The sequence below is a fragment of the Streptomyces pseudoechinosporeus genome (assembly GCF_054783935.1).
Window position 1 is genome coordinate 101,568 of record NZ_BAAGPS010000025.1, and the last position, 16,621, is coordinate 118,188.

A 16,621-nucleotide genomic window follows, 5' to 3' on the forward strand; every position below is an offset into this window, starting at 1 on the left:
ATCATGGCCCCGAGCGCCATGACCCGTTGGAATCACTGGATGAAATCCCTCTCCGAAGCCCAGCCGGTTTCCCACTGGCTGGACGACCCTGCAAAGCCTCGCCCCGAGCCTGCCCTCACCAGCGCCGAGACCTGCGACCTGCTCGTCGTCGGCGGCGGCTACACCGGACTGTGGACCGCGCTGCTCGCCAAAGAACGCGACCCGCACCGCGATGTGGTGCTCGTCGAAAGCCGCGAGGCGGGCTGGGCCGCCTCCGGCCGCAACGGCGGCTTCTGCGCGGCCTCGCTCACGCACGGCCTGGCCAACGGCCTCAGCCGCTGGCCGGACGAGATCCACACACTCCAGGAGCTGGGCGCCCGAAACCTCGACGCGATCGAGGCCACCGTCGCTCGCTACTCCCTCGACTGCGACTTCGAGCGCACCGGCGAGATCGACGTCGCCACCGAGCCGTACCAGGCTGCCGAACTCCGTGACTGGTACGGGGAGTTGGAGCGCCACGGACTCGCGAACGGCATCGAGTACCTCGACGCCGACGCCGTACGGCAACAAGTCGACTCACCGACATTCCGTGCTGGCCTCCATGACCGCCACGGCGTCGCGCTCCTGAACCCCGCCAGACTCGCCTGGGGCCTCAAACGCGCCTGCATCGGGCTGGGCGTCCGCGTGTACGAGCACACGCCCGCGCTCAGCCTGAAGGCGCACGGCGCCGGTATGGCCGTACGCACTCCGTACGGCAGCGTCCGCGCCCGCCACGTCGCCCTCGGCACGAACATCTTCCCCAACCTGGTCAGACGCGTCCGCCCGTACACCGTCCCGGTCTACGACTACGCGTTGATGACCGAGCCGCTCACCGAAGCCCAGCTCGCCTCCCTCGGTTGGAAGAACCGCCAGGGCCTCGGCGACAGCGCCAACCAGTTCCACTACTTCCGGCTGTCGGCCGACAACCGTGTCCTGTGGGGCGGCTACGACGCGGTCTATCCGTACGGCGGCCGGGTGCGCGCCGAGTACGACGACCGCCCGGAGACCTACGCCAAGCTCGCCGGGCACTTCTTCACCTGCTTCCCCCAGCTCGAGGGCGTCCGCTTCACGCACGCGTGGGGCGGCGCGATCGACACCTGTTCCCGTTTCTCGGCCTTCTTCGGCACGGCACATCAGGGGCGGGTCGCGTACGCGGCGGGCTATACGGGACTCGGCGTAGGGGCCACCCGCTTCGGCGCGGACGTGATGCTCGACCTGCTGGCGGGGGAGCGTACGGAACGTACGTCCCTGGAAATGGTCCGCAAGAAGCCGCTCCCCTTCCCGCCGGAGCCCTTCGCCTGGACGGGCATCGCGCTCACCAAGTGGTCGCTGGCGCGGGCGGACGCGCACGGCGGCCGACGCAATCTGTGGCTGAAGACGATGGACAGACTGGGCCTCGGATTCGACAGCTGAAGCCGGGGCTAGCGACGACGGGAGTTCAGGAACACCGTGAGCGCGATCAGCAGCATCGCGCTCAACACCAGACTCGCCACCACATCCAACGGCCAGTGGTAGCCGCGCCGGACCAGCCCGAAGCCGACGGCGACGGCCAACACCAGGCAGCCGATGGTGAGTTCACGGCGGACGTACGAGCCGCGCAGCCAGGGCAGCAGAAGCAGGACGGCCGCTCCGTAGGCGACGGCGGCCGTCGCCGTATGGCCCGAGGGGTAGTAGCCGTCGCCCGCCATGCCGGGTGGACCCGTGCGCCCCACGGCTTCCTTCAGCGGGATGACCAGCACCGGTACGGCGGCCATGGTGACCAGGGCCGCGAGCGCCGGCAGCCACCAGCGGGGCGTACCGGCGCGACGCGCGCGCCAGGCGACGTACGCGAGAACGACGACCAGGACCGGGGCGGCGACCGTGACGTTGCCGAGATCAGCGAGGAGTTCGGCGACGCCGTCCGGCAGTGGGCCGTCCGCGATCGCCCGGCCCAGGCGCTCGTCGGCGCGGCGCAACGGGCTGTCGACGGCGACCTGCCAGGTGAGGAACGCGAAGAGCAGGGCCAGAGTGGCCAGAGCCGCCAGAGACAAGGTCGGCCGCCCCGGAACAGGGGGGGTAGTTCCGAGGCGGCCGCAAAGACCGGGTCGTCGCACGCCCCGGGGGGTTTGGGGCGAGCGACTGTCCGATCGGTGAGGAGACCCTCCGGAGCCGGAGGCTCCAGTTGTGTGCGCGAGGGCACGACCAGGGTGAAGCTGGGGAGGCCTCGACCCTGAATCGCCCACAGTTCCCTGTGGGCGGGGTGTATCTCTCATCTGGGTAGAACCTACGACAGGGGATCGGCGTCCGACAGACCGATTCGCCTCCCGCCATGCACCCCGCACACGTTCTTCACATGTCTTGCTCGTCGCCGCCCCGCAGCGGAAGCGGATGAGAGAAGTCCTGCTCAGATGCGGGTGAACGCCTGCTCCAGGATGTCGAGGCCCTCGCTGAGCAGTTCCTCGCCGATGACCATGGGCGGCAGGAAGCGCAGCACATTGCCGTAGGTGCCACAGGTCAGGACCAGCAGGCCCTCCTGGTGGCAGGCCTTGGCGAGCGCGGCGGTGGCCTCCGGGTTCGGCTCCTTGGTGGACGGGTCCTTGACGAGCTCGATGGCCAGCATGGCGCCGCGTCCGCGGACGTCGCCGATGATCTCGTACTTCTCCTGCATGGCGCCGAGACGTGCCTTCATGACCGTCTCGATGTGCCGCGCCCTGGCGCCCAGGTCGAGTTCCTTCATCGTCTCGATCGAGCCGAGGGCGCCCGCGCAGGCGACGGGGTTGCCGCCGTAGGTGCCGCCCAGGCCGCCCACGTGCGCGGCGTCCATGATCTCGGCGCGGCCCGTGACGGCGGCCAGTGGCAGACCGCCCGCGATGCCCTTCGCCGTGGTGATCAGGTCCGGGACGATGCCCTCGTCCTCACACGCGAACCACTGACCGGTGCGGCAGAAACCTGACTGGATCTCGTCCGCGACGAAGACGATGCCGTTGTCCTTCGCGAACTTGTCGAGCGCCGGCAGGAAGCCCTTCGCCGGCTCGATGAAGCCGCCCTCGCCGAGGAGCGGCTCGATGACGATCGCGGCCACGTTCTGAGCGCCCACCTGCTTGCTGATCTGGTCGATGGCCTGCGCGGCGGCCTCGGGGCCGCAGTTCTCGGGGCCGGTCGGCCAGCGGTAGCCGTACGCCATCGGCATCCGGTAGATCTCCGGCGCGAAGGGGCCGAAGCCATGCTTGTACGGCATGTTCTTCGAGGTCAGCGCCATCGTCAGATTCGTACGGCCGTGATAGCCGTGGTCGAAGACGACGACGGCCTGGCGCTTGGTGTACGCGCGGGCGATCTTGACGGCGTTCTCGACGGCCTCGGCGCCCGAGTTGAAGAGGGCCGACTTCTTGGCGTGATCGCCGGGGGTCAGCTCGGCCAGCGCCTCGGCGACGGCCACGTAGCCCTCGTACGGCGTGACCATGAAACAGGTGTGGGTGAAGTCGGCGAGCTGCGCGGACGCCCGGCGTACGACGGCCTCGGCGCTCGCACCGACGCCGGTCACGGCGATTCCGGAGCCGAAGTCGATCAGCCGGTTCCCGTCGACGTCCTCGATGATCCCGCCGTCCGCACGAGCGGCGAACACGGGCAGCACGGACCCCACACCGGCCGCGACCGCGGCGGTGCGGCGGGCCTGCAACTCCTGCGACTTCGGGCCGGGGATAGCGGTGATGACGCGGCGCTCCTGCGGAAGTGCGCTCATGAAGGGGGCTCCCTGGGGTCTTGCGGGCGGGGTCTGTGCGGCGGGGTGTTTCGGACAGATCGGTTTCTTTCTTCGCAGGCTAGGGCCGGGGGTGGGGAGTGGGCATGCTCCATGTGGGCGTTGTCGGAGGGTCGGGTTGTCCGTGGTGGACATGGCGGTAGCCGAGGGGCTGGCCCGGGCCTGGCCGGGCAATGCGGTGAACTCCCCCTGCGGGGGCATTAGATTGGCTCGCTGATGGTGGATCGAACGGCTGGTCAGGGGACAAGGGCGATGGACAGCGACGGCACGCAGGACGCACGGGGCACACACGCCGATCGTGTGCCGCGCCCGGCGGGGCCGCCTCAGGTACCGCCACGGCCCGCGCAGGCGCCGGGCGCGCCGCCGATGCCGGACGGCTCCGCCTTCCTGGCCTGGCTGCGGGCTCCCCGGCCCGAGGCGGCGCCGGGGGTGTGGCGGTTCGGGCACCGGCCGCGGCCGGACGAGGAGCCGGAGGTCGTTCCGACCCGGCAGTTGCTCAGCGGCGCGCTGATCGCCTTCCTCGTGGGATGGCTGATCTGGTCGCTGCTGCAGAACGGTTACCTGGGCGACTGGTGGTGGGTGCCGCTGTTCCTGCTCACACCCGACTCCTGGCGTGGCGACAACAGTGCGATCGGCGAGGTCGGCAATCTCTTCGTGTATCGGAGCTATCAGCTGCTTGTCGCCCTGGCCATCATGGTCGCGGTCGGGCGGCTCGGCCGCTGGAGTGAGGTCTGGCGCCGCTTCGTCGCCCCCCTCTTCCGGCGCCGAGAGCCCAAGCAGACGGCTCCCGAGCCGCAGGACGATCCCGCCGAGTGGCCCGGGCTCCGCGACGCCGGAGCCACCGACGCCGCCGAACGGCTCGCCGCCGAGGCCCGCTCCGGGCTGATGCGCGACGTCGACCACGCGCGCATCACCCGCGCCTGGCAGGGCGTACGCAGCGGGCGGCACAGTCTCGCCACCTTCACCGGCGCCGTGCTCAAGGACGGCGCCGCCGCCTGCCTGCACCCTTCCGGCGAGCGTGATCTTCCGGGGCGCCTCGCCCAGCACGACCTCGTCACCGGGCAGGTCCGGCTCGGTACCACCGCCGACGACGCGCGCAATCCGTACGCCTACCGCGGCACCGGACTCGGCCTCGGCCCCGAACTCCTCGGCACCTCCCTGCTCGCCGTCGGCCCCGCCGGATCCGGCAAGACCAGCGGTGTCGTCTGGCCGCTCGCCGAGTCGCTGTGCCTGCACGCGCTCGCCGGGCGGGCCGCCGTCGTCGTGGTAGGGGCGGCGGGCGCGGGGCTCGGGCCCGCGGACGCGTATGACGTCGTCGTACAGGTCGGAAGTCCCGAGTCCGTCTACGACCTCGACCTGTACGGCGGAACCCACGACCCCGACGAGGCGGCGGCCGTCCTTGCCGAGGCACTGGTCGGCGACCTCACCGATCCGCACCCCGGCGGAGACAGCCGCCGGTCCACCACCGTGCTCGCCCAGCTGCTCGGACCGTATCGCGCGGTCCACGGGCGCTTCCCCTCCGTACCCGAACTGCGGCAGCTCCTCGACGGCGCGCCCGGCCCGCTCGGCGCGCTGCGCAAGGCGCTCACGGAGGCTGGACAGGAGTCGCTGCTGCGCGAACTCGACGCCAGGGAGCGGCAGTTGGGGCATCCGGGGGATGTGGGGGGCGTACTCGCGGATCGGGTGGCGCTGCTGGACCGGCCCGCCTTCGCCGGCTTCTTCAACACGTCCGGGCAGTCGCGGCCGTTTTCGCTGAGGGCGTTGGATCACCCGGTGCGGGTACGCATCGACCTGCCCGAACGCGGACACGCCGACGCCTCGCGGATCCTGGCACGGCTCGTGCTTGCGCAGTTCACAGCGAGTGTGGCGGTGCGCGAGGACCGGTCGTTGTTCGCGTGTCTGGTGCTGGACGATGCGACGGGCGTCGTCACGCCCGAGGCGGTACGAGGAGTCCAGCGGCTGCGGTCCGCCAATGCGGGGGTGGTCATGACCCTGCGTACGCTCGACGATGTGCCGCGGCCGCTCAGGTCGCCGCTGCTCGGGGCGATCGGCTGCCGGGTGGCGCTGTCCGGGCTCACGCCCTGGGACGGGCAGGACTTCGCCGAGGTGTGGGGCAAGGAGTGGACCGAGGCGACGGACGTCACCGACCGGCAGATCATCGCCGAGACCCCGCTCGGCAAGACCGCCCACGCGCTGCGCCGAGTGATCACGGGACGTGCGCCCACCGCCCGGGCAGTCACCGTGCGGCAGGTCGAACGTGAGCGGTGGTCCGCGTCCGAGCTGGCGCATGCCGTTCCGCCGGGGCATGCGGTGCTGTCGCTCACGAGTGTGCGCGGGGAGCATGCGCCGCCGTTGCTGGTGGATCTTCGCGACTGAGCCGGACAGGTGGCAGGACATCTGGACATAAGGTGACGTGGTCACCGTACAGTGAGGCAGAATCGACACAGGTCGTTCATACGTGACGGCCAAAAGATCATACCCTCCGCTACTCACTGCACTTCCGCCGCTCCGGTGAAGGCCTCGCCAGGAAGACCTGAAGGTCCCATGCCCCCCACGCTCTCCTCGCTCGTCCAGCACTCGGCGCTCAAACTCACCGTGCGCGCGGGCGAGGAACACCTGGACCGGCCCGTCCGCTGGGCCCATGCCAGCGAACTCGCCGACCCCGTGCCGTACATGGAGGGCGGGGAGCTGCTCCTGATCACCGCGCTCCAGCTGGACGCGGAGGACCCCGAGGCCATGCGGCGCTATGTGAAGCGGCTCGCCGGGGCGGGCGTCGCGGGGCTCGGGTTCGCGGTCGGGCTCCACTACGAGGAGATTCCGAAGGCGCTGGTCGACGCCGCGGAGCGGGAGGGCCTACCACTCCTCGAAGTCCCTCGGCGCACCCCCTTCCTCGCCATCAGCAAAGCCGTCTCCGCCGCGATCGCCGCCGACCAGTACCGCGCCGTGACCGCCGGCTTCGCCGCCCAACGCGAGCTGACCAAGCGGGCCTTGAGCGAGGGACCCGAGGGCCTGCTGGCAGCGCTCGCCTCCCAGGTCGACGGGTGGGCCGCCCTGTACGACGCGTCCGGCGCCGTCGTCGCGACGGCGCCCGAGTGGGCGGGGAGGCGGGCGGCCCTGCTCACCGCCGACGTGGAGCGGCTGTGGGAGCGGAGCGTGCCCGCCAGTTCCGTCGTCGGGGGCTCCTCCGAGGAGGGCGAGGACGAGGACCGCGTCGAGCTGCACTCGCTGGGGACGGGGAAGCGGCCGCTGGGGGCGCTGGCTGTGGGCACGGCCGCGGCACTGGGTACGGCCGAGCGGTACGCCGTGCATTCGGCCATCGCTCTGCTGACGCTCACGACTGAGCGGTCGCGGTCGCTGTATGCGGCGGAGCAGCGGATCGGGGCGGCGGTGCTGCGCATGCTGCTGGCGGGGCAGCCGGACCATGCTCGGGCTGCCGCGGGGGATCTGTACGGGGAGCTGCTCGATGCTCCGTATCGCGTGATCCTTGCGGAGTCCGGGGCGGTGCCGGGTACGCGGGGCCGGGGCGTGGGCGGAGGCTTGGTCTCAACTTCGGCTTCGGCAGCGGCTCCGGCTTCAGGGACTGACGCGGCGGCCGATGCCGGGACTGATCCGGTGGGCGGGTTCGCGGAGGTCGTCGAGGCCGCGGCGGCCCGGTCGGGGGAGGCCGTGCTGGTCGTGCCCGATGGGGAGCGGCTGGTGGTGCTGGCCGCGGACGGGGGAGCGGTGGTTGCGTCCTGCGCCCAGTACGCGGAGGCGCTCCTGGCCGATCGGGGTGCGGCTGAGCAGGGCGTGGACGAGGACGAGTTGGTGGTCGGACTGTCGGCTCCTGCCGGCCCCATTGCCGCCGCGGCTGCCTATAAGCAGGCCGAACAGGCCTTGTCCGTTGCCCGGCGGCGGGGGCGGGTGCTGGTCGAGCACGAGGAGTTGGCCGCGGGGTCCGTGGTGCCGTTGCTCGCGGACGACGCTGTGCGGGCGTTCGCGGACGGCTTGTTGCGGGCGTTGTATGAGCATGACGCGACGGGGCGGGGGGATCTGGTCGCTTCCCTTCGGGCCTGGTTGTCGCGGCATGGGCAGTGGGATGCGGCTGCGGCGGATCTTGGGGTGCATCGGCACACGTTGCGGTACCGGATGCGGCGGGTCGAGGAGATCCTGGGGCGGTCGCTGGATGATCCGGATACGCGGATGGAGCTTTGGCTGGCCCTGAAAGCGTCGGCTTCCGGCGGTTAGCCCATCCACCCAGCGCCCCACCCCCGTATGCGCCAAAGTGGAGCACCGAGCACAGTGAGTGGTACAGGCCGGACAAGCCACCGCTCCGGCCGGCAGGCCTACCGTGGGGCACGTACAACACCACATCGACCGAAGGGCCGGACCCCCTATGACTGACACGCACGCCTTCTGGCTCGCCGGCCGCCAGGCCACAGGCGACGCCACGTTCGAGGTCACGTCCCCGTGGGACGGCCACGTCGTCGGCACGGTGAGCGTGCCGAGCGACGCGCAGGTCGACGAGGCCGTCGCCGCCGCCCACGCCGTGCGCGACGAGTTCGCCGCCACCCCGGCCCACATACGCGCCGCCGCCCTCGACCACGTCTCCCGCCGACTCATCGAGCGAACCGAGGAGATCGCCCGCCTCATCTCGGCCGAGAACGGAAAGCCGATCAAGTGGGCCCGCGGCGAAGTCGGCCGAGCCGTATCCGTGTTCCGGTTCGCGACTGAGGAAGCCCGGCGATTCAACGGCGGAGAGGCCCAGCGACTCGACACCGACCTCGGCGGACAAGGACGGCTCGCGATCACGCGCCGCTTCCCCAAGGGCGCCGTCCTCGGTATCGCACCCTTCAACTTCCCCCTCAACCTGTGCGCCCACAAGATCGCCCCGGCCATCGCCGCCGGCGTCCCGATCATCCTGAAGCCCGCACCCGCGACCCCGCTGTCAGGCCTGATGATCGGTGAACTGCTCGCCGAAGCCGCAGCCGAAGCCAAGACCGAACTGCCCGCCGGAGCGTGGAGCATCCTCCCGGTCGCCAACGACCGCATGCCCGCCCTCGTACAGGACGAGCGCCTGCCCGTCATCTCGTTCACCGGATCCGAGAAGGTCGGCTTCTCGATCATGGACTCGGTGCCGCGCAAGCACTGCACCCTGGAACTGGGCGGAAACGGTGCGGCCGTCGTCCTGGCCGACTACGCCAGTGACGAGGACCTGGACTGGGCGGCAAGCCGTATCGCCACCTTCTCCAACTACCAGGGCGGCCAGTCCTGCATCTCCGTCCAGCGAGTGATCGCCGACGCCTCCGTGTACGACCGGCTGGTGCCCCGTATCGTCGCCGCCGTCGAGGCCCAGGTGACCGGCGATCCCTCCGACGACGCGACCGACGTCGGCCCGTTGGTGAGCGAGGACGCCGCGAGGCGCGTGGAGTCGTGGGTCGACGAGGCGGTCGGGGCGGGGGCCCAGTTGCTGACCGGCGGCAAACGCGACGGGGCCTCGTACGCGCCGACCGTTCTCGCCGAGGTACCGGGCGACGTCACCCTGTCCTGCGAGGAGATCTTCGGACCCGTCCTCACCCTGCACAGGGTGGAGGGGGAGGCCGCCGCCTTCGCCGCCGTCAACGACTCCAAGTACGGCCTCCAGGCAGGGGTGTTCACCCACGACCTGCAGACCGCCTTCCGCGCGCACCGTGCGCTGGAGGTCGGCGGCGTGATCATCGGCGACGTCCCCTCGTATCGCGCCGACCAGATGCCGTACGGCGGAGTGAAGCAGTCCGGAGTCGGGCGCGAGGGCGTGAAGTTCGCGATGGACGACTACACGTACGAGCGGGTCATGGTGCTGACCGGGCTCAGCCTCTAGCTTGTGACAATCGTTTTCATGTACGCTCGGGTCGTATCCCGGGATGAAGAGGGCCCGGCACCGCTGCCTTCCGGTGCCGGGCCCCTTCTGTGCGTCGGCCTGGTCCGGACCCTCAACCGGAGAAGCCGACACGCGCGAGCCGAACCCGGCCGCGCAGTCTGATGTGCAGGTCGTGGACCCCGGTGACGTGCGCCGCCGGGCCGGTCACGGTGGTGTGGTCGTACGGGCCTGTCGTCGCCGGGATGTCGAGCCGCGCGAGCACCGGGCCATCCGCGAGTGCGAGTTCGACCGATCCCTCGCCCGCCGCCTCGATGGACGCCATGGTCGTACCGTCGGCGAAGTCGCAGGCCAGGAAGACCAGTTCGGCCTCATCATCGCCCGCCGGCGTCACCGCGTCGCCCGACTCCTTCGTACGGTCGACGATCTCGGCGTCCCGCTGCTCGTCGAAGTCGGCGGCGTTCAGGCCGAGTTCGAGGACGGGACGGGGAGGCGTGGGAGTGCCGTCGAGGTCGATCGTGCAGCGCAGGCGGATGTCCTCGCTGGATGCGCCCACGAGCACCTCGTACGCTCCCGGCTCCAGCCGCCATCTGCCGTGCGCCACATCCCAGAACTCGAAGGTGTGCAGCGGGAGTTCGAAGGAGAGCTCGGCGGAGGCGCCGGGGGCCAGGTGGACTCGGCGGTGTGCCGCCAGTTCGCGGCGGGGGCGCGGGACCGAGGGGTGCACCGCGCGCGTGTAGAGCTGGGCGACCTCGTCGGCGGCCACCCCGCTCGCGTTGGTGACCGTGACAGAGACCTTCAACTCGCCATTGCCCGGCTCGACTTGAAGGCCGTCGTAGGTGAAGGACGCGTACGACAGGCCGTGGCCGAACGGGAAGAGCGGGGTGCCCTCGAAGTAGAGGTACGTCTGGCGGCTGCCGATCACGTCGTAGTCGAGGAGATCGGGGAGGTCCGTGTCGGAGGCGTACCAGGTCTGCGGGAGGCGGCCGGCCGGGGAGACGTCGCTCGCCAGGACGCGGGCCAGGGCGGTGCCGGCCGCCTGGCCGCCGTGGGCCGTCCACAGCAGGGCCGGGATGTCCTCGGGGTCCACCGCGTACGGGTAGGCGGAGACGAGGGCCAGGGCTGTGTTCGGGTTCGCGGCACGGGCGGCCCGCAGCAGGCGCTCCTGGTGCTCGGGGAGGCGGAGTGTCGTACGGTCCTCCGTCTCCCGGCCGTTGATGTGCGGGTCGTTGCCCGCGACCACGAGCACCACGTCCGCGGTGGCGGCGGCCCGGGTCACCGCGTCCTCGCCACGCTCCGTGACGATCAGCTCGAAGATCTCCGCGTCCCGCGGGTCGTCGGCGGCAACCTTTACGCCGTCGGCAGCGACAGAGACGTACCGACCCGTCCCTACGTGCTTCAGGAGGTGCCCGTTCGCGTGGGAATCATGGGGTTCCAGGCGGAATATCTCCTGGACCACCCAGCCGCCGGGCTGCTCCGCGGACGCGCGTACGTAGCCGTCGTCGGCGACGGAGAGATAGCGGCCGTCGGGGGCGCGGAGGGTGAGGACGCCCTCGCCCCAGTCGATCAGCGCGAGGTCCGTACCGGTGACGTCGGTGGTCAGCGGGGGCAGGTCGGTGCGGCCCGCGAGGAGGGCCGGGTCCAGTGCGCCCTCCGCGCCGCGGGCTTCGTCGGTCACGTCGTCGGCCAGGGGCACGCTCAGATACGTACCGGCCGAGGTCTTCAGGCGTACCCGGTCCACGCCTTCGGCGAAGTCGACGCGCTCGGCGCCGAAGCGCTCGTACAGGCCCTCCAGGGGTGTGGAGCGGTGGATGAGCGTGCCGCTGTACCAGTCGAGCTTGCACTCGTCGGCGAGGAGGCCGACCACAGCGATGCGGGTGCCTTCGGCGAGGGGCAGCAGGCTGTCGTTCTTGAGGAGGACGATCGCCTGTTCCGCGGCCTCCTGGGCGAGCGCGCGGTGGGCCGGGGTGTCGAAGGCCTTCGTGTCCGCGTACGGGTCCAGGTGCGGGTCGAACTCTCCGAGCCGGAAGCGGACCGAGAGCTGGCGGCGGACCGCCGCGTCGATGTCCGCCTCGGTCAACAGGCCCTGGTCCAGGGCGCCCTGGACACGTTCGACGATCTTCGAGCTGTCCGTGCCGTGGTCCGTGAAGCTGTCCACGCCCGCGCGCAGGGCGGCGGCCGTCGCCTCCTCGTGCGTGTCGAAGTAGTGCTCGGAGTCGACCAGGTTGGAGGGCGCGCCCGCGTCCGAGCAGACCAGGAGGTCCTCGTCCGTCCAGGTGCGCAGATGCTCGCGCAGATACGGCGACACGTGGTTGGGGCGGCCGTTGACCAGGTTGTACGCGGGCATCACGCCGGCCACCGTGCCCGCCTCGACCGTCTCGCGGAAGGCGCGCAGGTCGTACTCGTGCAGGACGCGGGGCCGGACGGACGACGAGGTGATGTCCCGCTTCGTCTCGTTGTTGTGTGCCAGCCAGTGTTTGAGGACGGGGGCCGTGCGCCAGTACGCGGGGTGGTCGCCGCGCAGGCCACGGGTGTACGCCGTCGCGATCGCCGAGGTCAGTTTGGGGTCCTCGGAGTAGCCCTCCTCGTTGCGGCCCCAGAGGGGGTGGCGCAGGAGGTTGACCGTGGGCGCCCAGACGTTGAGGCCGACGCGGTCGTCGCGGGCGCGCATCGCTCGGGCCTCGGTGGAGACGGCCTCACCGACGCGGCGTACGAGATCCTCGTTCCAGGTCGCGCCGAGGCCCACCGCCTGCGGGAACACGGTCGCCGGGCCCATCCAGGCCACGCCGTGCAGCGCCTCCTGGCCGGTGCGGAACGCGGCGACGCCGAGCCGCTCCACGGCGGGCGCGAACTGGTGCAGCAGCGCGATGCGTTCGGCCACGGTGAGCCGCGACAGGAGATCGTCGACGCGCTTCGCGAACGGCAGCTGCGAATCGCGGAAAGGCGGCGTTTGTGCGGTCACGCGAGCATCCCTTTGTGGAGGAGCGATGAAGAGCTTTCGAAGCGCTTCGATGCTCATTCGACCGGAGGGTGGGTGTCAAGACATCCCGAGGCAACATCTCCGCATCCTCTTTGGCATTTCAAGGCCCAGATCAGACAGGTTCAGTCCTTTACACCTCGGAGGAATGTTCGGAACGACTCTTGTGCACCCTCGGGTGTTCACTTAACCTCACAGCAACATCGAAGCGCTTCGACTGATCGAAGGGGCTCATCCGGTGTCCACCTGGTGCGCACATCCTCCGAGGTCCGCTTCAGCTCAGCCAGCTTTCACTCAAGACACCGCAGCCGACGGCCACACCGCCGGGTGTCCTGGTGTGCGCCATGAAGGGTTGACGCAATGACGCCGAACTCCGCCTCCTCCGGACCCAGTCGGAGAAGCTTCCTCGCCTCCACGGCGGTCGCCACCGCAGCGGTGGCGGGCGGGATGCCGTTGCTTGCCGCGTGTGGGGGCTCGGACACCGACTCGCGCGAGGGCACCACGTCTGGCAAGGCCGCCGACAAGCTGCTGCCGGCCTACGCGGCCAGCGCGTTCGCCAAGCCGGACCTTCCGTCGAAGAACGGTTCGGCGGCCGGCTACACCGGCAAGGTCGACCTCGCGAGCCTCACCACCTCGGTCCCGGACAAGCTCGGCACCGGCGCCGCCCTCAAGATCATGTCCCCCTTCTGGGGCTCCCCGCCGAAAGCCAACTGCGCCTACTACACGGCGCTCGACGCCGCGGCGGGCACCAAGGTCACCTGGCAGAACCAGGACGGCAACACCTACGGTGAGAAGCTCGGCGCCGTCCTCGCCTCCAGCTCCATACCCGACATGGTGGTCGTGCCCGGCTGGGAACTGGTCGGCAAGATCGCGAACGCGGTCACCGCGAAGTTCATGGACCTCGGCCCCTACCTGGCGGGCGACAAGGTCAAGAAGTACCCGAACCTGGCCGCGATCCCCTCCGACGCCTGGCGCATGGGCATCTTCGGCGGCGCGCTACGCGGCATCCCGATGCCCGCTGCCACCGCGAACTGGATCACGCCCTTGTACCGCAAGGACCTCTTCGACGAGAAGGGCTACGCGGTACCCAAGTCGCCCGACGAGTTCATGAGCTGGGCCAAGGAGGCCACCAGCTCCAAGGCCAAGGTGTGGGCCTGCGGTGACATGACCTGGTCGGCGTGGAGCATGTTCGGCGTCCGCGGCTCCGGGACGATCGGCTGGGACATCGGGTCCGACGGCAAGCTGACGTACCGCATCGAGCAGCCCGAGTACCTCGAGGCTCTGGAGTGGGTCCGCAAGCTGTTCGACGCGGGCGTGGTCCATCCCGACGACAAGGCCCGCTCGGGCGACCAGGGCCAGCGGTTCACCGCCGGGCAGATCCTGGTCTACAACACCAACATCGCCGACTGGTACGGGAAGACCGCCGAACAGGCCCAGTCCAACCCGGACCTCCAGATCGAGGCCATCGACCTCTTCGGCGCGGACGGCGGCAACCCGACGCTGTACGCGTCCCAGCCCGCCACCATCTGGTCGCTGATCCGCAAGGGCGCCTCGAAGGCGACGATCGAGAACGCGCTGGCCGCCGCCAACTTCTCGGCCGCGCCCTACGGCACCAAGGAGCGGATGCTCGTCGACTACGGCGTCGAGGGCACCCACTACACGGTCAAGGACGGCGTCCCGGTCAAGAACGACCTGGGCAACTCCGAGGTGCTCAACGCCTGGGTGATGCTGGCCGCACCGGCCGCCTACTACGCCCACCCCGACTTCCCGGACGTCGCCCGCAAGCAGGTCGAGTGGCAGCAGCGGATGGGTGCCTTCATGAAGAAGACATCCACCTTCGGCATGAACATCGTCGAGCCGTCCCGCTACGCCAACCTCTCCAGCCAGTTCGAGCAGTTGGAGATCGACTACGTGCGCGGCAACAAGAAGCTGTCCGACGTCCAGCAGGCCATCTCCACCTGGAAGTCCTCCGGTGGCGAGAAGCTGCGCGACTGGTACAAGAACCTCATCGACCAGAACGGCAGCGGCAACTGATGTCTCTCACGGCCGGGAGCAGGCCCGACGGGACCCGTCCCCCCGCGGCCGTCGAGGAACCGACGGCCGCGGTCGCCCCCGCCGCGGCCAAGGCGCGGGCGCCGCGTGGGACGAGCAAGGCCGGCAAGGTCCCCTGGCGGATCCGGCTGCGCCGCGACCGCGCGCTCATCCTGATGACGCTGCCCGTCATCGTGCTGCTCCTGATCTTCAACTACGTCCCGCTGCTCGGCAACATCGTCGCCTTCCAGGACTACGACCCGTACGTCTCCAGCAACGGCGTCACGGCGATCTTCCACAGCCCGTGGGCCGGCGTGGAGCAGTTCTCGCGGATGGTCGACGACCCGCTGTTCTGGGACGCGGCGAAGAACACCATCGTCCTGTTCGTGCTCCAGCTGGTGCTGTTCTTCCCGATCCCCGTCGCTCTCGCGCTGGTCATCAACAGCGTGATCCGGCCCCGGGTCCGGGCCGTGGCGCAGGCGATCATGTATCTGCCGCACTTCTTCTCGTGGGTCCTCGTGGTCACCGTCTTCCAGCAGATCTTCGGCGGCGCGGGCATCATCGCCCAGACCCTTGAGGACCACGGGTGGAGCGGTTTCGACCTGATGACCAACGCGGACCTGTTCAAGTACCTGGTTACCGCGCAGGCCGTGTGGAAGGACGCCGGCTGGGGGATCATCGTCTTCCTCGCCGCGCTCGCCGCCGTCAGCACCGATCTGTACGAGGCGGCAGCCATGGACGGCGCGGGGCGCTGGCGTCGCATGTGGCATGTGACGCTGCCCGCGCTGCGCCCGGTGATCGCGCTGCTGCTGGTGCTGCGGGTGGGCGACGCGCTGAGCGTCGGATTCGAGCAGTTCCTGCTCCAGCGGGACGCGGTCGGCGTGGGGGCCAGCGAGGTCCTCGACACGTACGTGTGGAACACGGGTATCCAGTTCGGCGACTTCAGCTACGCGGCCGCGGTCGGCCTCGTCAAGGGCGCCATCGGAGTCTGTCTCGTCCTGGGCGCGAACAAGTTCGCGCACCTGCTCGGCGAGCAGGGGGTGTACAAGAAGTGAGCCTCAACACACAGCTCATCCGCAGCCTCAAGGCTCCCGCCCGCCCCGTGTGGGAGGAGCCGCCCAGCAAGGTCGGACTCACCGCGAAGAGCGCCTTCCTCGCGCTCTGCTGCCTGGGGGTCCTCGGTCCGCTGTGGATCGTGATCGTCACCAGCCTCTCCCCGAAACCCGTGATCGACCGGGTGGGCGGCCTTGTGGTGATCCCCCAGGGCATCACCTTCGTCAACTACACGGAACTGCTCAGCGGCGGCCAGGTCAGCCGGGCGATCATGGTCTCGGTCGGCGTCACGCTCTTCGGCACGCTGTTCTCGATGACGGTGTCGGTGCTCGCGGCCTACGGCCTGTCCCGGCCGGGCAGTCTGGGGCACCGGTTCCTGCTGATGACCATGATGGCGACCATGTTCTTCGGGGCCGGCCTCATCCCGACGTACCTTCTGGTGCAGTCGCTGGGCCTCACCGACACCTATCTCTCGCTGGTCCTGCCGAGCGCGGTCAGTGTCTTCAACATCCTCGTCCTGCGGGCCTTCTTCATGGGCATCTCCCCCGAACTCACCGAGTCCGCCCGCATCGACGGGGCCGGTGACCTGCGCATCCTGCTGACCATCATCATGCCGCTGTCGCGGGCGGTGCTGGCCGTCATCTCGCTGTTCTACGCGGTCGGGTACTGGAGTGCCTGGTTCAACGCGTCCATCTATCTCAGTGATCAGGAGATGATGCCGCTGCAGAACGTGCTCATCCAGCTGGTCCAGCAGAACAGCGAGGCGCCGACCGGCCTCCAGCAGGCGGTCCGTACCGGTCAACTCTCCGCCCTGGGGCTGCAGATGGCCGTCATGGTCCTCGCGCTGATCCCCGTCGCGGTTGCCTCCCCCTTCGTCCAGCGGCACTTCAAGAAGGGCATGCTCACCGGCGCGGTCAAAGGCTGACTTCGGTCAGCCCGCTTTCCTCCGGCTCCGGAACCCGCCGCGCCG

10 protein-coding genes are annotated in these 16,621 nt (G+C 70.0%); 7 read left to right on the forward strand and 3 right to left on the reverse strand.

The window, feature by feature from the left end; translation table 11 throughout:
- The first annotated feature begins 3 nt into the window (after nt 1–3).
- Nucleotides 4–1,431 (forward strand): NAD(P)/FAD-dependent oxidoreductase, encoded by a 1,428-nt coding sequence (locus ACYVO6_RS27460; RefSeq protein WP_461065643.1) that lies wholly within the window; start codon nt 4–6, stop codon nt 1,429–1,431.
- A gap of 8 nt (nt 1,432–1,439) precedes the next feature.
- Here the strand turns inward: ACYVO6_RS27460 and ACYVO6_RS27465 are convergent, their stop codons facing one another.
- Both ACYVO6_RS27465 and gabT read right to left on the reverse strand, forming a co-directional pair.
- A complete protein-coding gene (locus ACYVO6_RS27465) occupies nt 1,440–2,048 on the reverse strand; it encodes a phosphatase PAP2 family protein (RefSeq protein ID WP_461065645.1) in 609 nt (202 codons plus the stop codon).
- A gap of 353 nt (nt 2,049–2,401) precedes the next feature.
- Entirely contained in the window at nt 2,402–3,736 is a 1,335-nt protein-coding gene (gene gabT, locus ACYVO6_RS27470) for a 4-aminobutyrate--2-oxoglutarate transaminase (protein ID WP_461065647.1), read from the reverse strand.
- Nucleotides 3,737–4,006: 270 nt separating this feature from the next.
- On the opposite strand from gabT, the gene ACYVO6_RS27475 reads away from it, so the two are divergent.
- From ACYVO6_RS27475 to ACYVO6_RS27485, 3 genes are all read left to right on the forward strand, one after another.
- Complete coding sequence (locus ACYVO6_RS27475; RefSeq protein WP_461065649.1) at nt 4,007–6,130, forward strand: ATP-binding protein; 2,124 nt, start codon at nt 4,007–4,009, stop codon at nt 6,128–6,130.
- Nucleotides 6,131–6,298: 168 nt separating this feature from the next.
- Nucleotides 6,299–7,981 carry a PucR family transcriptional regulator gene (locus ACYVO6_RS27480; RefSeq protein ID WP_461065651.1) on the forward strand — a complete coding sequence of 561 codons (1,683 nt, stop codon included), beginning with the start codon at nt 6,299–6,301 and terminating at the stop codon, nt 7,979–7,981.
- Nucleotides 7,982–8,129: 148 nt separating this feature from the next.
- Complete coding sequence (locus ACYVO6_RS27485) at nt 8,130–9,593, forward strand: aldehyde dehydrogenase family protein (protein WP_461065653.1); 1,464 nt, start codon at nt 8,130–8,132, stop codon at nt 9,591–9,593.
- Nucleotides 9,594–9,705: 112 nt separating this feature from the next.
- Here the strand turns inward: ACYVO6_RS27485 and ACYVO6_RS27490 are convergent, their stop codons facing one another.
- Nucleotides 9,706–12,552: a glycoside hydrolase family 3 C-terminal domain-containing protein gene (locus tag ACYVO6_RS27490; protein WP_461065655.1), complete on the reverse strand. Its 2,847-nt coding sequence runs from the start codon at nt 12,550–12,552 to the stop codon at nt 9,706–9,708.
- A 375-nt stretch (nt 12,553–12,927) separates the two neighbouring features.
- Here ACYVO6_RS27490 and ACYVO6_RS27495 point away from each other — a divergent pair, with 375 nt between their 5' ends.
- From ACYVO6_RS27495 to ACYVO6_RS27505, 3 genes are read left to right on the forward strand one after another with little or no spacing between them, the layout of a single operon-like run.
- Entirely contained in the window at nt 12,928–14,601 is a 1,674-nt protein-coding gene (locus ACYVO6_RS27495; RefSeq protein ID WP_461065657.1) for an extracellular solute-binding protein, read from the forward strand.
- Nucleotides 14,601–15,653 carry an ABC transporter permease gene (locus ACYVO6_RS27500; RefSeq protein WP_461065659.1) on the forward strand — a complete coding sequence of 351 codons (1,053 nt, stop codon included), beginning with the start codon at nt 14,601–14,603 and terminating at the stop codon, nt 15,651–15,653. The genes ACYVO6_RS27495 and ACYVO6_RS27500 overlap by 1 nt, the downstream gene beginning before the upstream one ends.
- The gene (locus ACYVO6_RS27505; protein WP_461065661.1) at nt 15,650–16,576 is read left to right on the forward strand and encodes a carbohydrate ABC transporter permease; all 927 of its coding nucleotides are present in this window, start codon (nt 15,650–15,652) and stop codon (nt 16,574–16,576) included. Before ACYVO6_RS27500 ends, ACYVO6_RS27505 begins: the two co-directional genes overlap by 4 nt.
- The last annotated feature ends 45 nt before the right edge of the window (nt 16,577–16,621 follow it).